The organism is Burkholderia sp. MSh2 (assembly GCF_000731655.1).
GTDB lineage: Bacteria > Pseudomonadota > Gammaproteobacteria > Burkholderiales > Burkholderiaceae > Burkholderia > Burkholderia paludis.
In genome coordinates, this window is the sequence record NZ_JPGM01000071.1 from 1 (window position 1) to 17823 (window position 17823).

A 17823-nucleotide genomic window follows, 5' to 3' on the forward strand; every position below is an offset into this window, starting at 1 on the left:
TCGGTAAATCGCTTCTTCATCGAGTTCTCCTTGCCTCTAGGATAAAAGAGAACTCACTTGCCGAATGGCTACAAGAAACGTCTCAGGTCATAGTTCGTAACCGGCCGTTCCGGTCTGGGCAATTGCGCGGCGAAGAAATCAAGTCGGTTGCGCTAATCTGTGCGTACTCGCACCGCGATGAGTCGTAGGCGGCAACGGCCATATCGCGGGCGAACGAGCACGGGATGCAAAGACAAGCGGCCCGCGGAAGGATCAGGCGGTCGATGGGAGCCGCATGACCGGGAGCACCGCCTAGCCACGCTGGAGGACATCGGAGCGACTGGTTCCGATGTTGAGCATTTACGCCGGGATCGCGAGATAATCTTTTTCTGCTTCGAGCAGCTCCTTCAAGGCGGCATTGAATGCATCCTGATGACCGGAGTGAATCTTGTTGGAAGTTGCTTTTCCTGCACCGTAGGTCATGCCATTTGCGAGGCAGGAATCGATGGTCTCCTGGTGCGACCGAATAGCGAGGCGCCAAGCATCGTGCTCACTGGCGAGTCGTGACTGCGCTTGTTGAACTCGAATGAGCGCGTTTCTTTTCTGTACGGACATTGCCATGGTGGTCTCTCTATAGTTGTGGCGGACCACTATCTTAACAACTGGCTATATTTCATCAACCCCGCGCGCTAAGGTGCTGGATAGTCCGAAACTGAGGGTCAGCCGCGATTCGGAAATATGCGAAGCTGTGTCTCTGCTCGAAGGTTGGATCATTGAAAGTGCAATACTGGGGCACGCACTGTCGATCGGGGACCTAGCCCAGTGGGCAGTTGCCGAAGGCGCTAGTCGTCCTTCGACGGGGGCGCGAGATCCGGCGACAACGAAGCCTCGCGAACGGAACCGAACGCTCTCCGTGACTATCACTCGGAAAAGTGTGGTTCTTCGTGGCGATCTCGATCGGCTTCCGGAGCCCGGCGAGACGGTACGCATGCTCGCGTTGCTCTACGCGCGCCACGATAGTACAAGGCCGGAGTACGGAGGGGCGCGTTGGTACTCGATCGAATGCGTAGGCGAGACCTATCGAGCGATTCCAAGCTGATTAGTGCGGGTGCGTTCGTGTGAGAGGCTAGCCTTGCCCGGACGTCGGAGGCGACGTGATCAGCACCGCCCAGCTTGAGGTCTTGTGACCGTCGAACGACGCGGAGCTAGGCGTGGCGCCGGCGACCAGCGGCGAACTCTCGATATATCTCGCCGATGATTGCAGGCGGTCAAGGCAGCGCCACACTACGCTGGCGGAAAACCGACCATGAATAAGCACAGAAATCGAAATGGTCCTGCGCAGCGTGCAAAAAGAGGCAGCACCATTCAATTGATTAACGAATGTAACTATGCGCCGCCCCGGCTCGGGGAGGAGCTAATGTAAAGCATCGTTAGCTTGAGGCGGCGTAGAATCGACCCTTTGATAAGATGAGTCGTTGAGCCTGTATGGCTCGATCAGCCGCATTCCGCCAACATATGAAGGCCAAGCTAGCTGCCGACATATCGAGCCTTCTCCTGTTGATGTGGAGCCAATTTTCCGCCTGACGTTGCTCGGCGGCTTTTTTATTTGCACATGGCACGAGGTTGCTCGATGGTTTCTGATCTGTTGAACAAGGCGCTGCGTGCGCAATACGTGCAATTAGGACGGATCGTCCGACTTGATACGCCGCTGGGCGAAAACCGCTTGATCCCACTCTATGTTCGGGGGCGTGCATGCCTTGGACGAGACTTCGAATTTACGATAGACGCAACCTCGACGCAGCTTGAATCAATCCAGGCCAAAGCACTGATCCGCCAATCCGTGACGCTGTGGATTCGCCAGGTAGACGGAAGTGAAATGCCGGTTCACGGCTATGTGACCGCGTTCAGTCGCCTGGGCGGGGATGGAGCCAATACCTATTACCAGCTCCGATTTAATTCGTATCTCGCCCTGCTTCGGCTTGGTAGCGACCGGCGCGACTGGATCGAGACGCCCGCGCAGCAAACGGTGGCGGATGTGCTCGGAAAGTATCCGCAGGCAGCTGGAAATTTCACCTGGCAACTACGGCAAGCGTTGCGCTCCTATTCGCAGCGTGTGCAATGGGAATCCGACTGGAACTACGTCCATCGCACGTTTGAGGAACTCGGCGTCTTTCCGCGTTTCGAAGTGGCGAAGGACGGTAAGTCACACAAGGTCGTCATCATGGACGATCTGTTCTCCGTCCCCGAACTGACGCACAAGACCATTTCGTTCAGCCGCTCCGTGCAAGACGAGGAATTCGACGGTCTCTGCGAATGGGTCGATTCTCAAGAAATTCAGTCGGCTGAACTCGATACAGGGACATTCGACTATAAGCGCCCCGACCTCCCCAAGCATGTCACCATGCCTGCGCTCGACCTGGACGATGTTCCTGGCTTGGGCGAACAGTACGACTACACCGGCTCGCATACATGGTCCGACCACGATATGGGCGAAAGCCAGGCGAACTATGTTACTCAGGGGTGGCGCTCGCGTGCGCAGCGCTTCTACGGCGTAGGTGCATTACGTTGCGCCTGGCCGGGTCGCTACGGCGTATTGACGGGGCACCCCGTGCACGATGCGCAATCGGAGCAGGATCGCGAAATGGCGATTCTTTCCGTGAACTGGCTGATTCAGAACAACGTACCTGGGCTTGAGAATCTGATGCGTTTTCGCAAGAGCCTCCGTACAGAGGTCGAGCAGGCGCGTGCTACTGGTGTAGGTTCGGCAGTGCGGCATGACGACGGTGGTGTTGGCTTTTTCCACGTCGAGATCGAAGCGCAACGGCGCAGTGTTGCCTTTCGCAGCCCGTTCGAACACAAGAAGCCTGTCATGCAGCTGCAGACCGGCATCGTCGGGGGGGCGGACGAAGAGGAAATCTATACGGACGACATGCTCCGGGCAAAAATTCGGCTGACATCTGATCGGCTTAACGATGGCGACCAGAACGTGTCTGCGTGGATACGCGCGGCCATGCCCGATGCGGGCTACAAACGCGGTGGCATGTTTCCGCTGCGCAAGAACGACGAATGCTTGATCGGCTTCATCAACGGCGATTGCGATCGCCCCGTGATCCTTTCCAGGATGCACGGCGGGAAAAGCATGCCTGAATGGCACACGCATGGCCTGACCTCGGGCTTGTTGTCCCGCGAATACGGTGGCGATGGCTACAACCAACTCATGATGGACGACGCCACTGGTCAAAATCGTGTGCATTTGTACTCAACCAGCTATAGCAGCCACCTTCATCTGGGCTACCTGATCCAGCACTCGGGGAATACACGTGGTGCATTTATCGGCCACGGTTTCGACCTCAAGTCACTAGCCTATGGTGCTGTGAGGGCTGAACAAGGTCTCTACGTCTCGACGCAACCCGCCTCCACGCAACCACTGAGTACGGGACCAGCGTCTGAACAGCTTACCCGCGCCGAAGCGATGCTGGAGGCGACTTCGAAGGCGAGCGAGACGAACCGGGCGCAAAGCCAACAAAGCGGCCGCGATGCGCTAAAAGCGTTCACCGACGCTACGCAGCAAGCGGTGGCCGGCACAAGCAAGGGCGGCCGTACGGCAGGTGGCGGCACCGGGAACGCGAACGGTTTCGCGAAGCCGATCATGCTGCTGTCGAGTCCGGAAGGGATCGCCGCGTCGACTCAAGGGTCAGCCCACATCACGGCAAACAAGCAAACCAATATGGTGGCCGGGGAGGACATCAATCTTGCCGCCGGCCGGGCTTTGCTCGCCAGCGTACTGGAACAGATCAGCCTGTTTGCGCAAAAGCTCGGTGTCAAAATTTACGCTGCAGGTGGCCCGATTGATCTTCAAGCGCAGAATGATTCGATGAGCCTGGCCGCCTCGCAGGATGTGAAGATCACGGCAGGCAAGAAGATGTATCTGTCAGCTGACGAAATATGGATAGGCGCGAACGGTTCGTATATCAAGTTGACGGCGAACATGATTGAGAACGCAACGTCGGGCCAAATCTTGGAAAAATGCGCGAATTGGGAAAAATCCGGTGCCGCAAGTGGGTCGCTCCAGAATCCGCTTCATTCCTCGCCGGTATCGGCAGACGGCGGGCGTTTTACGGTGTTCTCTGGGTAAGACCCCCCGTAGAGCAGGCATCAACAAAAAAATCTTGAAACCGAATCCGAGTCGGGAAATATGAGCAAGACAGCCCCCAAAAAGAAGCACCATCCGCCGGCCGCGCCGCATCCGGCACCGAAGCCAGCCGAGCCCACTGATACCCAACTGACTTGGGCGTATCCGTTCACGCCAGTGGGCAAGAATGACGCCGCTGACCCAATGACCTATTTTGCGGCGCTGGCGAAGTGCGAGAACGGGTTCTATCCGCTGGGCGTCAGCGGGATGTGGCATGGAGGCGTGCATTTCGCCGACGGCAGCGCGGAGATGTTGAAGCAGGACGCTGGTGTCCGTGCTATCGCGGACGGCAAGATCGTTGCGTACAGGCTGAACAAGGAGTACGAGGAAACGACGTATCCAAACAATGCTGGTCTGGCGCACTACTCGACCGGCTTTGTATTGGTTCGGCATGAACTGAAATTGCCACCAGTACCGCCGAAGCCGGCTCCGAAGCAACCTGAGAAGCCCGCATCGGCGCCGGCATCCGCCCCAGCATCGGCCCCAGCATCGGCCCCTACCGCCACGCCTCCGACATCTACCCCCGCCGACGGCACACCGCCCAGCGGCAAACCGGCAAACGACAAGCCCCTCGTGTTCTTCAGCTTGTACATGCACACGATGGATTGGAAGACTTATCAGAAGGCGATCGAGCAGGCCAAATCCAATCCGAAGCCTGATCCGTCGCTTCCCGCGCCGATGTCGTATTGGGAAGGCGACCGCTACTATCGTGTTGGTGCGAAGGCGAAAGACACACAAACCGTTGACAAGCCGAAGGCGCCAGCGCAGCTGCCTTCCGCACCTGGCGATTCGGCCGGCAATCTACCTAATCAGAACGCCAATGGAGACGAGCCGTCGTCTGCAAGTAGCGATCAAGATATGGGGCCGCCGGTTCTAGCGAAAGGGTTGCACATTCGAGAGCAGCCTGACGGCAAGAGTAAGCTTCTCGGTCTGTTACCGACCGGGGCCGAAGTGATTGCAGGTGAAAGCGATCCCGCACACAAGGACTGGATAAAGATCAAGGCGATTAAATCCGGGACGATTCTGCCTGCGGTTGTTGGCAAACCGGTATCCCCTCAAGCGCCTTGGAGCTACCTTTTCAAGGGGGAGCTGGACGCGGTTGTAGATCCGACGCCGCTTGATGCGGTCGTCATCCTAAAGGAACCGCAGAAAGTCAATGCTGGCGACGTCCTCGCTCATGTTGGTCAGTATCAGTGGCCAATGAAGGCAAGTCCGATACCACCCCAGCCGAACTTTCCTATGTTGCACCTCGAAGTGTTTGCCGGTTCGGATTTCAAGGACTTCATAGAGAAAAGCCGCGCTCGCGCGAAAGAACTGAACGAAGACAACAAGTCACTTCTTGAAATCGAGCCCGGGGCACAACTGGTGACTGACATCCCAGAGCCGGATCAGAGGCTGACCCAAGCCGGGTTGAAGCTTGTACCGATCGGTGATGCAAAGGGTTCGCGCTGGATTAAGGTGCAGCCTAAGAGCGTGACCAATGTGCCCGCCAAAGGTAAGCAGAAGGCCAAGCAGACGTTCGCGGACGTTGGCAAACCGTTGTGGGTCGAAAGTCGTCTCGCGAACACGATCAGCACGGCCAATGTTCCGGGATGGCAAAACTTCCCGCTGCAAGTTTCTAAGGCAACCGGCCCGGGCGCGGACTTCCGGGACGTGTTGCGCCGTCCCGAACTTGACAAGCTCGGCGAGGGTAATGTTGCGGTCGACGACAAGGGCCATCATTGGTGGAACATCACGATCGGTTCGAAGGACGGCTCCGGCCTGACTGGCTGGGTGTGCGAAACCGATCACCCACGCGTACAGCTTCGCAGTCCTTGGGAATGGCCAGGTTTCGAATTGGTCGATAACGGCAGCGTTAGCCCCTCCGATATGTTCAAGCGCCATATCCATACGACCGAGCAGTATATGGCGGATGAGGAAGGGACGGAGTTTCTGGGAGACGCTGTGAAGGTCAACGCAGGCGAACTCATTACAAAGATTGAAAAGGCGATCGATACGAACCATGACGGGAAGGTGTCGGCGCAGGAGCTGAAACACGCGCTGGAAACGCGGTGGATGGCCGAAGCACTGTCGCATCTTGTGGTGCGCAACGAAACCGAATGGGGCGGCGGTCTGGGCAAGTGGGAAGAACTCACTCCGCTCATGCAGAAGCAGACTGAGATGTGGAAGACGGAGCTTGATCGGCTCGCGAAGCTTCAGTGGTGGGAACAAATCACGGGTGTCGATGGCTTCCCTAGTGATCTTTCGCCTTGGCACCTCCATCCGATTGGGCTGATCGGAAATTTCATGGTTTGTAGCGCAAAATGTAAAACTAACGTGCTGGATTTTCCCACCACGGAGGGAATGTTCTACGCGTCTCAAGAAGGTTTCCATCTTATTCTCGATACGGAAGGGTATGGTGAAATTCCGTACGTTCCAAAGAATAGTGAATCCAGTGGAGTAACGTTTGGCTACGGCTATGACTTGGGGCAACAAAGCGAAGCAATGGTTCGCAGTGATTTGGATGGCTTCTATACAGAGGATGAGATTACAAGGCTACTAACCGCACTCGGAAAACGTGGGGACGCAGCACGGAAATTTATTCCATCTTTCACCGATATAAAAATAACTGAGCCGAAGGCGCTTGAGATGGCCAAGAGGGTTAAGAAGCGTTACTCTCAATTTACGGTTGATGCATTTCCGGGCGTTACAAAGCTACATCCCCATTGTCAAGGGGCTCTGCTCAGTTTAGTCTATAATCGCGGGTCTCTACTTGAAGACAAACCTGGACAAAAATCACGCGTTCACATGAGAAACATTAACGCGGCTATTCAGAATAAGAACCTCCCGGAAGTTCCGGTGCAGTTACGTGCCATGAAAGTATTGTGGGAGGGAACCGGGAACGACGGACTACTCACACGGCGGGAGAAGGAGGCAGTTCTTTTCGAGAAAGGTATGACTTGTGACTGTTGGAGATAATTGTGATGAAGAATGTTGCTTTTCTTGTACTGATGCTTATTTCGAGTGTGGCCTTTTCGAAGGTTGTCTGCAATGGCCAAACCAACGCAGAGTTAACTGATTGCGCACAAAAAAATTATGATGATGCGGATAAAGTATTAAACAAGAATTATAGTGAATTTATAAAAAAGGTTGCTCCTGCGGAGAAGCAAAATCTCATCGAAACTCAAAGGGCATGGGTCGCGTATAAGGAGAAATATTGCGATGCAGCGTTTAATGCCACCGCTCCGGGAGCGGAGGCATCTATAGACAAATGGGCCTGCTTGACGTCGGTGACAGAGGTGCGAACAAATGAAATTAGCTACTTGGAATCATCTATTGGGATGGATGATTTCAGGCGGTCGCTGTCCGTCATGGCGAATCTTTACGAAGGCGGAGATATCACCAAAGTAATGTCGAGGCTGATAAAAAACACACCGGACGGAAGCAATCCAAGTTGGATGAAATATGTGGATCTGAATTGCAAGATGAGCGCCGCGAAGTTGCAGGAAGACCGCAACACGTGTGTGGCTAGACTTAATTTCTTTAAAAACTGGTGATTTTGTGGCTCATTTACTCTGAGCGCGCGACAGATGATCAATTTGATTCGAATCGGTGACGACACCGATCACGGTGGCAAAGTTGAAACAGGATCCGCAACCATGCGTTTTGACGGCCGCTACGTCTCTCGTAAAGGGGATCGAGTGTCCTGTCCCCAGCACCCCGATGTGTTGCCTAACGTCATAGAGGAAGGCGATTCTTCGATGACGGACGGCGGGATCCCGATTGCCCGCCATGGGCATCGGGCGACATGTGGATGTCACCTCATCTCGAGCCTGATCTGAAAGTGTTGCGCTGTCGGGGCGATCCCGTGCACGACGAGCGTGCGCCGTGTGCGATCGCATGATGTGACTTCGGCGTGGCCAGCTCGGGGCAGGTGGCGGGACGCCGCGACATGGCGCTGTCACGTTAGCGGAGTATGTTCACAAGGGGCGCGAGCGCGACCTGCATGTTTCATGCGGCAGACGGATTCCGGGTGACCTCGGTAAATTCACGCCACGTCGAGAAACGTACGGCGAGGTGTTTGCGATAAAGCGAAGCACGCAGCAGATGCCGCTTCAGGGCGAAGTGCTGGCGGATCGGCCCGAAGCTCGCGAGGAAAGCCTGAGTGCGCTTCGGGTCGCGAAATCCCCGCATGCGTCGCTCGCGTTCGCGGGTCGGCTGATGACTGTTTTCGGCGCGGTTGTTCACGCGGGCGGCGGCCTTCACGAACACGTGCTTGACGTTGGCGAGCTCCGGGATGCCAGCCTTGGCAGCCGGGTAGCTGCGTAACTGGTCGGTGACGATCTTGCGCGGTGCCGGACAGGAACGCAGTACACGCTGGAAAAAGCGCTTCGCTGCGGCCTTGTCGCGCTGCTTCTGCAGCAGGATATCCAGCTCGGCACCGTGTTCGTCGACCGCCCGCCACAGCAGCCAGGGCTCGCCGCGCAGATTCACGAACATCTCGTCCAGATGCCAGGTGCGGCCCGGCTTTCGTCGCGCAGCCTTGACCCGCCGGGCGAAGGCCGCACCGAATTTGTCGCACCACCGGCGGATCGTCTCGTAGCTGACGATCACGCCGCGCTCGAATAGCAGATCCTCAATGTCGCGTAGGCTCAGCTGGAAGCGGAAATACCAGCGAACCGCCTGGCTGATGATCGCTGCGGGGAATCGATGGCCGTGGTAGAGCGCGTTCGGTTTCATCGCCTCATCTTACGCGACCACACCCGCCAACGTGACAGCGCCCTCGTCGAAAAAGCCGTTGCGAATGAAGTTCGCCATTTCCTCGACCAGTGGCGTCGTTCCAGATGGCGGCAGATGCAGAGTCACGGCGAAATCCGGCAACGTGGGCAAACCGGACGCCGATCGCAACATCTGCAGATTGGTGGGGACCGTCGACGCGAGCCATGCGGTCACCGCCATGTCCATGCTGACAGTGGCCTTCGTCGCCTCGATGTCGCCATTCTCGAACACCGTCCGCCACGCAATCTCATGCTGAGTCAATGCGTCGAACAATGCTGGGCGGAACACGCACGCGTTGCTGACGATTGACACCGCTAGCGGCCGCTTCAGATACGCACTGCCGCCGACCGCGCCGACCCACACGAGCGGCTCGATGCGCAGGCACTCCCCGCCCGGCTCGCGCGCCGGCTGCTCGATCACCGCGATGTCGACGCGTCCGTCGAGCAGCGCGGCCGACAGTTCGACTGACCCCAGGTTGATGAGCACGATCTCGACGTGCGGATAGTGGTGGGCAAACGCCTTGAAAATGCCGGCGAGATAGGTACCCACTAAATCGGACGGCGCGCCGACGCGCAGCACGCCGGCAAACACCGGTCCGTTCATGTCGGACCAGATACGGTCGTTGAGCCGTACCAGCTGCTCGGCCCGCTCGAGCAGGCGCTCGCCTGCGGCAGTCAGTTTCAGTCGCCCCTGCGAGCGATCGAACAACCGCTGGCCAAAGCATTCCTCGAGCCGCTTGATCTGCTGGCTGATCGCGCCTTGGGTCAGATGCAACGTGTGCGCCGCCGCCGTCATGGTCGAACGACGCGAAACGGTGACGAAGGTGCGCAATAGACTCGTATCGAGATTGCGGATCATGGGAAGAAATAGAGCATTAGCAACGCTAATAGGATCATTATAAACATTCCATACCCTAGGCTGCGAAAGACTTTTAGAGTTTGTCAGGTACCCAATCCAGTTCGTGCCGAGACAGATTCCTAAGCCGCCCCCAGCTCTTCATACGAGGTTGTCTAGCCATGTCCGAGACGCTGTTCTCCCTAATCGTATTCGTCATCGTCGCCACCATCACGCCCGGGGGAGCGACCACGCTGGCGACAGCCTCGGGTACGCAGTTCGGGTTCCGGCGCAGCGTACCGCTGCTCGGCGGGATTGCGCTTGGTCTCGGATCGCTCGCCGCCATCGCCGCGGCTGGGCTGGCTGGACTGCTGCACGCGGTACCGGCGCTGCAACTGATCATGAAAGTGCTGGGCTCCGCATACCTTCTGTGGCTCGCGTGGAAAATCGCGTCGAGCGGCGCCCCGAAGAATCATGCGAATGCGTCCCAAACGCCGACCAGCTTCATCGGTGGCGCGCTGCTACTGTGGCTCAACCCGAAAGGCTGGACGATGGCGCTCGGCGCGGCCGCATCGTTCGCGGCGCTGACGCCCGACCCGGGGCGCCTCGCGGTGATACTCGGCACCGCATTCGGCGTCGCGGCTATCTTTTCGCTCGTGCTGTGGTGTACGGTCGGCGTGCTGCTCGGCCGTACGCTGCGAACCAACCGGCACTGGCGCATCGCAAACGCGGCGCTGGGGCTTCTGCTCGCGCTGTCGATCGTGCCGATATGGCTCGACTGATCGTGCCGTGTACCGCATGAAACAGGCGACGTATATGCGGTCAACGAGACGCACGTAGCCGACAAGAACATACTGCGGCTCGTCGTACCACCGCGTCGACCGCCGTCGGCGGTACAACGACCGGGCGCGCTGGTGGAAACTCGACGCTCGACGAAGCGACCGCCGGCAGTCGGTGTCGTACCTCGCCGACGTAACCGCGCCTGCATGGCGCATCTGCGGAAAATCCGCGCCTGCGGCCGGCGAAGGCATTCGCAACACACGTCAGGCACCGGGATCAACAGGCCTTTCAAAACAACAAACACCACGACATCCGGCCGGAACCGGGTGCATAACGTCGTTGGTAGCGATCGACGTGCTTCACACCTCTTCCCTGGCTGATCCAGCCAGTCGATATCGACACGCTGCGGAAATTTGCGAAATCAACGTGTTGCGCAAGGAATGGAGCCTCCTTAATTCGTGCACAGCGAACATTTCGCCGACGCATGCGACCTAGTCGTCATCGATCGCGTGCGTTTGACACTACACGCTATTTGGAGAATGTTGTGGATGCATGGAGAGAAGACGTCATGACGACGTTGTCGCGCGCGCAGAGCTTCGATGAGATTTTCGACTTCGTTGCGGCCCAAACCCGCGCGCTCGAATTTGACATGTGCGCCTATGGCGCACGCGATCCGTTGCCGGTGACCCGGCCTACGTTCAGTACGCGCAACACCTATCCCGAGTCCTGGCGACAGCGCTACCTCGACGGGAATTATTTCGCACGCGACCCCGTCGTTCGATACGGGTTAATCTATACATCGCCGCTCGTATGGCCGGTCGACGCATGCGCGGACGAACCGTTCTGGCAGGAAGCGAAGGCACACGGGCTTGCGCACGGCTGGTCCCAGCCCATTCGCGACAAGCATGGGCGCATTGCGATGTGGAGCGTATCACGCAGCGCGGACGCCATTTCCGATCAGGAACTCGCCGCAACGGAAAGCCGGCTGATCTATCTGGTGCACGCCGCTCATGCGGTGAATTCGCGCCTGGTCGACGCGCCAACGACGTCGGCCGCGATGCACACGGGACCGTTCACTACACGCGAAAAGGAAGTGCTGAAATGGGCTGCTGACGGGAAAACTGCGCTAGAAATCGCCTCCATTCTTTCCATATCGGAGCGGACGATTACCTTCCACATGCAAAACATCATGGAGAAGCTCAACTCGGTCAACAAGACTCAAGCCATCGTCAAGGCGGTACTGCTCGGCATCATCTACTAACGACACGCGGCGCGATTCGGCGTGCCGAAGCGGTTGCGGTTGCCGCCGCAGCGCCGATTCGGCGCGCCGGTGTCCGCAGCATTGCTTCCGGGCCGATCAAGTTCGCTCCTGTTGCCGTTCGAAGTTTCTGCTAACAGTGACCACAGATACTGCTAATGGGAAAACTCGTGAAAGCGCCGGCTGCAAAGGCCGAGAGCCACGTTCTGTTCGTGTCCGCCCGCGTTGCGCTGATGCAACAATGAGGGGGTGTATGTGCGAAGATTTTGCTAATGCGCCTTCGAGAGCTTGCGATGCCAGATGTGGCTCCCGGGCGGCATAATGAGGAAAGTCGCTCGTGACGAGAGCAGGGCGTGCACGCAACCGAAGATCAACAACTTGGGTGCGTGCGCAACAAGATACCTCTCGTCAAAGGGACCGGAGTTCGACTTTAATGCCTGTTTTCCAGGGTGAGGTCGGCTGTCGACATTGAGCCGTAGTGCACGCCCATGTCGCGCTTCAACTCCATCGTTTGGAATTCGGCGCACGTCGATGAAATACCTGGCCAGCGACTTGCCGCTGCCCACTTCCTCAGTTTGACGGTCGTCGCCCCGCATTAGCGGAATCACTGGGCACGGCTTTGTCAAGTTCAGTGCTGGAGGCTGTTCGAATTGGTAATGCACAGGAGTCCTTCTTATTATCGAGCGAAGCCTGCGTCGCTCCAGCGGTACCAGTCGGCAATGCGTCCCTTCAGCCGGGTGCGGTGATCCGCAGCCCTCATGCAGTGACGGGGTAGCGCGAAGTGTTGTCGGATCGGACCGAAACGTGAAAGGAAAGCCTGGGTGCGCAACGGATCGCGAAACCCCTGCATCTGGCGCTCACGCCGGCGCGTGGGCTGGTGACTGTTTTCTGCCCGGTTGTTCACCCGGCGTTCGACGAAGTGAAAGTTGATCCATTCCGGAAGTAAAACTTGTACCGGGGTGGCGAAATCATCGAACCGGAACCGCCGGTATCATCAGAATAGCTGCGCCGGAAGCGGCACGAGATTCACCCATTTCACCGCACTCCGGAACGCACGGCCATCCTCGTCAATCGATTCGATGATCACGCGCTGACCGCGCGCTTCGGCCACGACCCTCACCACCCGCTCGTCGTAGCGCATCAGCGCGCCGATTTCCGGGCACGCTGCCTTCTGCCTCCCGCGTCCTGCGCGGCTCATGCCTTTCCTCCGGGCTTGCGAACAGTGCCCTTCGCAGCGCCGGAGGACTGCCGCGTCGCGCGCCGCGGAGTGCGTCGTGGCGCACTGCCCGGACTGGACGCTTTTTGCCGCAGGCGTTCGAGTTCCTGCGCCTGGGCCGCGTGGCTCGCCCACATGGCTTCGATTCGCCCTTCCAGCATACCCGCCTGATGGCGCAGATCGCCCAGTTGCGTATGCAGCGACTGGATCTCAGCCTGCGCCCGCTCGCCGTCGCGAGCCGCGCGTTGCTGGGCACCGTCCAGTTCACGCTGCAGACGCGTATTCGCAGTACGTTCGCGCTCGATCTCGAGCAACGCGCGCTTTTCCGCGGCCTGCAAACGCGTCTCGGCCAACTCCGTGCTGATTCGCTGTTTGTCGAGTTCCGCCGCGAAATCGGTACGGGCCTGCGCCAAGGCGGCATCGCGCTCGCGCAGTGTCTGATGCGCACGTGCCAGCTCGCCTTCGAGCCCGTCACGTGTTGCCGCGGCCGCAGCCTGCGCCTGCTCAAGTTCCTGGATACATACCTGCGCGGCCAGAAGGGTGGCCGTGCGCTGCTCGAGCGCCGTTTCCGTACGCGCCAGATCCGCCTGCACTGCGGCGACTGAGGATTCGGCGGCGAGCCGCGTGGCTTCGACGTCGATGCGCAGCGCCTGCAGGGCATCGTCCGCCGCTCCCGCCGCATGTGTTGAAGTCCGTTAATTCTGCTACTGGGTGCACTAATTACGCTAATATCTCCGGTACCACGATGCCTCGGTGCGTCGCTGTCGATATTTGCTGATATTCGCGAGCAAGCGATCCATGGTTTTTGCCTTCCGTGGTATCGACGCAGAAATGCGCTCCAGATTGTTGCCGTGTTCTTCACATACCTTGATATTGGGGGCAAGCTGAGCGGCCGATTTCCGAAGGGCGCAGAGTGCGGGCAACCGTGATGTCACGGGCTTCGCTTCTGCCCACTTTGCGCTTGATGACGCAGATTGTCGATGGCGGTCAATCTACATTAGTAGAATTGACGGGCAAGAAATCGGTATTAGCTGAATTGGTGGGGAAGCCTTGTGCGAAATGTTGTGAAATAGCAACGCGCCATAACGACGGAAATTCTTCGATCACGCTGAAGAATCAATGACATAGAAGAGTCCGTCATTAGCAAGGCGATTGGACATGGGTAGCGAAATTAACGGACCTCTACAGTACCTGATCGAGATCTGCTGCGCGGTACCGAACGCGACGATGCGGTGCCGGCACTGCCGCAGGCGTCCGAAGGTTCCGAGATCGTGACGGACTATCGCGCGATGGGCTTCACGCTCGGCCGGCATCCGCTGGCGCTGCTACGTGATCGCCTGACGCTCGATCGCCTGCGATCGGCCGAACAACTGCAGACACTGCGTAGCGGACAGCTCGCACGCGCGTACGGCTTGGTGACGGTGCGGCAGCGGCCGGGCACGGCCAACGGCGTGCTGTTCATGACCCTCGAGGACGAGACGGGCCAGGTGAACGTGATTCTCTGGCCGCAGCTGCTGGAAATGTATCGGAAGGAGGCGCTCGGCACGGCGCTGCTTGCCGTCTATGGTGTGTGGCAGACCGACGGCAAGGTGCGACACCTGATCGCGCGGAAGCTCGTCGACCGGACCGAACTACTCGGGGCACTGCCGACGACTGCGCGAGAGTTTTGCTGATGGGAAACAGTTAACGCGCTACACCGCGCATAGCCGCGACAGTATTGACATACTGCTTCGCGAACTCGACTACATCCAAGATCGCTTTCCACCCCCGGCCCCCCTGACTGCTGCCGTAGATGTACATGGTCGGGGTCAGGTATGACCTGCCGCTCGCGTTTTCTTCCATATCGAAATGCCAGTGATTCGCATGGATGATCTTGTTGCAGGCCTCCCGCAACTCAAGATCGGTCGTGTCATCTGGCCGCTCGACATTTCGACACAGCGTCCCACATGGTCCGGCAGCCAGTTCAAAGATTCGATCGTGCGCATCGTCGACGGCACGAGCAGTGACAGCGAGGCTCAACAAAATCCGGGAAATCTCGTCCGCCTCGCATTCCTGCAGCCGGAAAAGCGGGTTACCCAGTTCTGCGGCATGGCCCTGGGCCTCTTCAATTCGATCCGCGAATTCCTTGCTTGCGAGAAAGATTGCCAAAAGTCGATGCAAGTCGATATACGTCGCCTGTATGTTCGGCAAGTGGGCCCCACGACCAACCCCTTGCGGGGGGATATATTCCGCCATCGTGGACACCCTCCTTTCAAAGTCGATCAGGGAGCACGGAAGTCGCCGTCAGCCGCGGCATTTTCAACAGCTTCGCTTTGTAGTCGAATACGTCGCTCTCATCAATGTCGAATCGGTGCAGCCAATCATCACTTTCGGCAGTCGTGTCGAAGTATGGCGCGGCGGCACCCATCAAGCCGCGTTGCAAACGCCACACGGTCGTCGCTCGAGCGGCCTTCAGCGCATTGTTGAGGATCACGTAGTTCGCCGGCGCGACCGGCGGCCCCTTCCCTGCCTCATCGGCAGCGCCACCTGATTCTGGCTCCGGGCCGGCTTGAATCACGACCCCGCCGTTCATGTCGTACAGTGCGAACCAGTCTGGCGGTAGCTCGCTTCGGAGCGCGGTGATCCCGCCCACCTGCTCCAATAACGCCTTATCCAGACACGTGAGCCAGGACACTGTTTTCAGTTTGGTTCGCAGGTGCGTCGCGTTGAGCAGCGGATTGCCGACGTCGAGTGCAATATAACGCCGCGCCAACCAGTATTCCGTCGGAGTGTTGGCTTCGGCTTCCGTCAGGCTCAGATTCACTGCGAAGCCGGCATAGCCGTTGTAGGCGTTCAACCGTTTCGCGAAGTCGACGAACAACTGCTGAAACACACGAGGATGGGCGACCAGAAACGGCGCGGGAACCGAGAAGGTCAGCGCGCTGGCGCCAGCCTCCGGCATCGCTTCCTCGTACTCGAGAATCCCGAACACGCGGAACTCCCATAGTCCTGCATCGTCAGCTTTTTCGCCAGACGACAAATAGGCCGTGACACCAGCGTCGCCCCGCGCTCGAAACGCCTTCTGGTCGACCTGGCCATCCTTCAGCTGCACGGGCTTCCGGCCGTCCTGCGTGAGCCAACGAAGACGCGGACCTGCGTAGGCGGCATAGGCGGCGAAGCAGTTCGCAATTTCGCCCTGCACGGCTTCCTGATACGCGTTTGGAAAAAACAGCGCCGCGCGTACAACCATCGCAGCGCCAATGTAGTCGTGGCGTTGCTTGGGCAGGAGCATGCCCCCTTTCAACAGGGCATCAGTCTGGGCATTTTTCGCCCACTCGATCAGTGCTTGTTCGTCCATGATCATCAGAATAGCGGAATCAGGTTCGGCGATGCTGGAGGCACAGTACCGTCCGGCGGCCGCGGGCCGAAGACACTGCGCGCATGCTTCGTCACGCCCTCGAGCTCATCGAACGGGCTCCAGGGCGCCGCCTTCGATGTACCGTCCGTGGTGTCCCGAGGCACGGGCCCGAGCACAGGGTACTCGCTGGTCTTTTCCTGCTTCTTCCCATCATCGTCAGGACAACCGCAATCTTCTGGCGTCAGTAGGACCGCAGAGGCGTGCGGGCCCGCGATATCCTCGTCCTGTTTCTGGTGCCGCGTTGAATAGTTGTCGCCCTTGAACTTCATCTCGACCACCGCATCAAGATTATCCTGCGTCGGCTCCTTCGCAGGATCCTTCACGATCACGACGTCCGGGATACGCACGTTGCCTGCACCTCGTTCGTACTCCCCCTCCCAGTTGCCTTTGATCCATTGTGGCAGCCAACCATAAGTCTTGTTCGGGGTGCGCGGGCTCATGATCGGTGTTGGTGGCCGAACCGTCATGAGGTACTTCACTTCAGCCTTGTAGATGCTGGTCGTGTAATTGGTGTCTTCCTTTTTCAGTTGCGTAGCAACGCAGATCTGTCGAAGGTCCTTGTTGTCTACCGACTTCGCCGGGCCATTCTTGCATGTGCACATGAGGCTGCACAGCTTCGCCTGGTCCTTGGGGCGCAGCTTCGAATTGAGGTAGACGGGACTGGTTTCGCCAGTGCCTGGCGCCGTGCCTCCGATCGACCACTTGCTCACGTTTCGGCACTCCCCTCGCCGTGAAACGTGATCGAAGTCGGCTCGGCAGACTCGTGCCACTGGGTGAAGCCTTGCGAGTCGGTCTGGCCGGAGATTGTGGAACCGCCGGGGGTCTGGAAGGAGTAGGGATGATTCGGAACGGGACTGCCGGTTTCGCTATTCAGGACTTGAAACCGGCCACGGTACCGATCGGTCGCGCTCGAATCCTGCTGTGGCACGACACTCTTTCCGCCACCGATCCCGCCTGCCGCACCGGAAACCTGCTCGACGTGCGCAGATCCCAGCGAGGCGATCAGCGACGCTCCGCAGGCCGTCTTGTCTCCTTCCGTCGCGACAGGCCGACCTCCAAAGGTCATGCTTCTCACCTTCACGTCGACGATCGGATAAACGCCACCACATTTCGGACACGCCACCATGTCACCAAGCAGCGCGACGGGTTTCCCGAACATCATGTTCGTTGATGTGCAGGCGAGTACGCGTCCACCATGCGACGTCGTATCGCCTTCGCGAATAAACGCGTAGGTCATAGACAGCCCTCGGTTTGTTATGTCGCATGAATTTAGCATTGTTTCGTCGCGACACGCCGCGCCGAGGCCTCGGGCCGACTGTCAAAATTTGTTAGCCTGATCGATCCGATAAGACCCATCAGTCTCCGGTCGCGCTCGGGCACGATGCAACGAACGGCCGACGAGGTTTGCC

At 58.5% G+C, this 17823-nt stretch carries 15 protein-coding genes and 2 pseudogenes; 8 read left to right on the forward strand and 9 right to left on the reverse strand.

Annotation, left to right across the window (positions count from 1 at the left end; translation table 11 throughout):
• Window positions 1–339 precede the first annotated feature (339 nt).
• On the reverse strand, window positions 340–600 hold the full coding sequence (locus tag GQ57_RS42405) for a hypothetical protein (RefSeq protein ID WP_152603403.1): 261 nt from the start codon (window positions 598–600) through the stop codon (window positions 340–342).
• Window positions 601–1609: 1009 nt separating this feature from the next.
• On the opposite strand from GQ57_RS42405, the gene GQ57_RS32030 reads away from it, so the two are divergent.
• From GQ57_RS32030 to GQ57_RS40665, 4 genes are read left to right on the forward strand one after another with little or no spacing between them, the layout of a single operon-like run.
• On the forward strand, window positions 1610–4114 hold the full coding sequence (locus GQ57_RS32030) for a type VI secretion system Vgr family protein (protein WP_034199965.1): 2505 nt from the start codon (window positions 1610–1612) through the stop codon (window positions 4112–4114).
• A 60-nt stretch (window positions 4115–4174) separates the two neighbouring features.
• Complete coding sequence (locus GQ57_RS32035; protein WP_081896814.1) at window positions 4175–7129, forward strand: pesticin C-terminus-like muramidase; 2955 nt, start codon at window positions 4175–4177, stop codon at window positions 7127–7129.
• 5 nt (window positions 7130–7134) lie between these two features.
• Window positions 7135–7707 (forward strand): lysozyme inhibitor LprI family protein, encoded by a 573-nt coding sequence (locus GQ57_RS40660; protein ID WP_152603404.1) that lies wholly within the window; start codon window positions 7135–7137, stop codon window positions 7705–7707.
• 33 nt (window positions 7708–7740) lie between these two features.
• Window positions 7741–7992 (forward strand): PAAR domain-containing protein, encoded by a 252-nt coding sequence (locus GQ57_RS40665; protein WP_081896816.1) that lies wholly within the window; start codon window positions 7741–7743, stop codon window positions 7990–7992.
• A 169-nt stretch (window positions 7993–8161) separates the two neighbouring features.
• On the opposite strand, the gene GQ57_RS32040 is transcribed toward GQ57_RS40665, so the two are convergent.
• On the reverse strand, window positions 8162–8890 hold the full coding sequence (locus GQ57_RS32040; protein WP_034199966.1) for an IS6 family transposase: 729 nt from the start codon (window positions 8888–8890) through the stop codon (window positions 8162–8164).
• 9 nt (window positions 8891–8899) lie between these two features.
• On the reverse strand, window positions 8900–9787 hold the full coding sequence (locus GQ57_RS32045) for a LysR family transcriptional regulator (protein WP_081896817.1): 888 nt from the start codon (window positions 9785–9787) through the stop codon (window positions 8900–8902).
• Window positions 9788–9945: 158 nt separating this feature from the next.
• On the opposite strand from GQ57_RS32045, the gene GQ57_RS32050 reads away from it, so the two are divergent.
• Entirely contained in the window at window positions 9946–10545 is a 600-nt protein-coding gene (locus GQ57_RS32050) for a LysE family translocator (protein ID WP_034199968.1), read from the forward strand.
• A gap of 566 nt (window positions 10546–11111) precedes the next feature.
• On the forward strand, window positions 11112–11804 hold the full coding sequence (locus GQ57_RS32055) for an autoinducer binding domain-containing protein (protein WP_034199997.1): 693 nt from the start codon (window positions 11112–11114) through the stop codon (window positions 11802–11804).
• A gap of 673 nt (window positions 11805–12477) precedes the next feature.
• Here GQ57_RS32055 and GQ57_RS40670 read toward each other — a convergent pair.
• Together GQ57_RS40670 and GQ57_RS32060 are read right to left on the reverse strand one after the other, a co-directional pair.
• Window positions 12478–12708: pseudogene (locus tag GQ57_RS40670) on the reverse strand (IS6 family transposase); the annotation flags it as partial.
• Between the two features lie 87 nt (window positions 12709–12795).
• On the reverse strand, window positions 12796–12999 hold the full coding sequence (locus tag GQ57_RS32060; RefSeq protein WP_034199969.1) for a hypothetical protein: 204 nt from the start codon (window positions 12997–12999) through the stop codon (window positions 12796–12798).
• A gap of 104 nt (window positions 13000–13103) precedes the next feature.
• Between GQ57_RS32060 and GQ57_RS32065 the strand changes: the two genes are divergently transcribed.
• Window positions 13104–13622, forward strand: coding sequence for a hypothetical protein (locus GQ57_RS32065; protein ID WP_152603405.1), 519 nt, complete (start codon window positions 13104–13106; stop codon window positions 13620–13622).
• 576 nt (window positions 13623–14198) lie between these two features.
• Window positions 14199–14690: pseudogene (locus GQ57_RS44310) on the forward strand (OB-fold nucleic acid binding domain-containing protein); the annotation flags it as partial.
• Window positions 14691–14700: 10 nt separating this feature from the next.
• On the opposite strand, the gene GQ57_RS32075 reads toward GQ57_RS44310, so the two are convergent.
• The 4 genes from GQ57_RS32075 to GQ57_RS32090 are packed head-to-tail and all read right to left on the reverse strand — an operon-like array spanning window position 14701 to window position 17651.
• Complete coding sequence (locus GQ57_RS32075) at window positions 14701–15252, reverse strand: hypothetical protein (RefSeq protein WP_034199972.1); 552 nt, start codon at window positions 15250–15252, stop codon at window positions 14701–14703.
• Window positions 15253–15268: 16 nt separating this feature from the next.
• Window positions 15269–16360 carry a type VI immunity family protein gene (locus tag GQ57_RS32080; RefSeq protein WP_235215161.1) on the reverse strand — a complete coding sequence of 364 codons (1092 nt, stop codon included), beginning with the start codon at window positions 16358–16360 and terminating at the stop codon, window positions 15269–15271.
• The gene (locus GQ57_RS32085; RefSeq protein ID WP_052001548.1) at window positions 16360–17124 is read right to left on the reverse strand and encodes a VRR-NUC domain-containing protein; all 765 of its coding nucleotides are present in this window, start codon (window positions 17122–17124) and stop codon (window positions 16360–16362) included. The genes GQ57_RS32080 and GQ57_RS32085 overlap by 1 nt, the downstream gene beginning before the upstream one ends.
• Window positions 17121–17651 (reverse strand): PAAR domain-containing protein, encoded by a 531-nt coding sequence (locus GQ57_RS32090; protein ID WP_034199973.1) that lies wholly within the window; start codon window positions 17649–17651, stop codon window positions 17121–17123. The genes GQ57_RS32085 and GQ57_RS32090 overlap by 4 nt, the downstream gene beginning before the upstream one ends.
• Window positions 17652–17823 lie beyond the last annotated feature (172 nt).

Bases quoted from the DNA above. Each gene is read 5' to 3' on its own strand.
- GQ57_RS42405 (WP_152603403.1), bottom strand. From the start codon at position 600: ATGGCAATGTCCGTACAGAAAAGAAACGCGCTCATTCGAGTTCAACAA.
- GQ57_RS32030 (WP_034199965.1), top strand. From the start codon at position 1,610: ATGGTTTCTGATCTGTTGAACAAGGCGCTGCGTGCGCAATACGTGCAA.
- GQ57_RS32035 (WP_081896814.1), top strand. From the start codon at position 4,175: ATGAGCAAGACAGCCCCCAAAAAGAAGCACCATCCGCCGGCCGCGCCG.
- GQ57_RS40660 (WP_152603404.1), top strand. From the start codon at position 7,135: ATGAAGAATGTTGCTTTTCTTGTACTGATGCTTATTTCGAGTGTGGCC.
- GQ57_RS40665 (WP_081896816.1), top strand. From the start codon at position 7,741: ATGATCAATTTGATTCGAATCGGTGACGACACCGATCACGGTGGCAAA.
- GQ57_RS32040 (WP_034199966.1), bottom strand. From the start codon at position 8,890: ATGAAACCGAACGCGCTCTACCACGGCCATCGATTCCCCGCAGCGATC.
- GQ57_RS32045 (WP_081896817.1), bottom strand. From the start codon at position 9,787: ATGATCCGCAATCTCGATACGAGTCTATTGCGCACCTTCGTCACCGTT.
- GQ57_RS32050 (WP_034199968.1), top strand. From the start codon at position 9,946: ATGTCCGAGACGCTGTTCTCCCTAATCGTATTCGTCATCGTCGCCACC.
- GQ57_RS32055 (WP_034199997.1), top strand. From the start codon at position 11,112: ATGACGACGTTGTCGCGCGCGCAGAGCTTCGATGAGATTTTCGACTTC.
- GQ57_RS32060 (WP_034199969.1), bottom strand. From the start codon at position 12,999: ATGAGCCGCGCAGGACGCGGGAGGCAGAAGGCAGCGTGCCCGGAAATC.
- GQ57_RS32075 (WP_034199972.1), bottom strand. From the start codon at position 15,252: ATGGCGGAATATATCCCCCCGCAAGGGGTTGGTCGTGGGGCCCACTTG.
- GQ57_RS32080 (WP_235215161.1), bottom strand. From the start codon at position 16,360: ATGATCATGGACGAACAAGCACTGATCGAGTGGGCGAAAAATGCCCAG.
- GQ57_RS32090 (WP_034199973.1), bottom strand. From the start codon at position 17,651: ATGACCTACGCGTTTATTCGCGAAGGCGATACGACGTCGCATGGTGGA.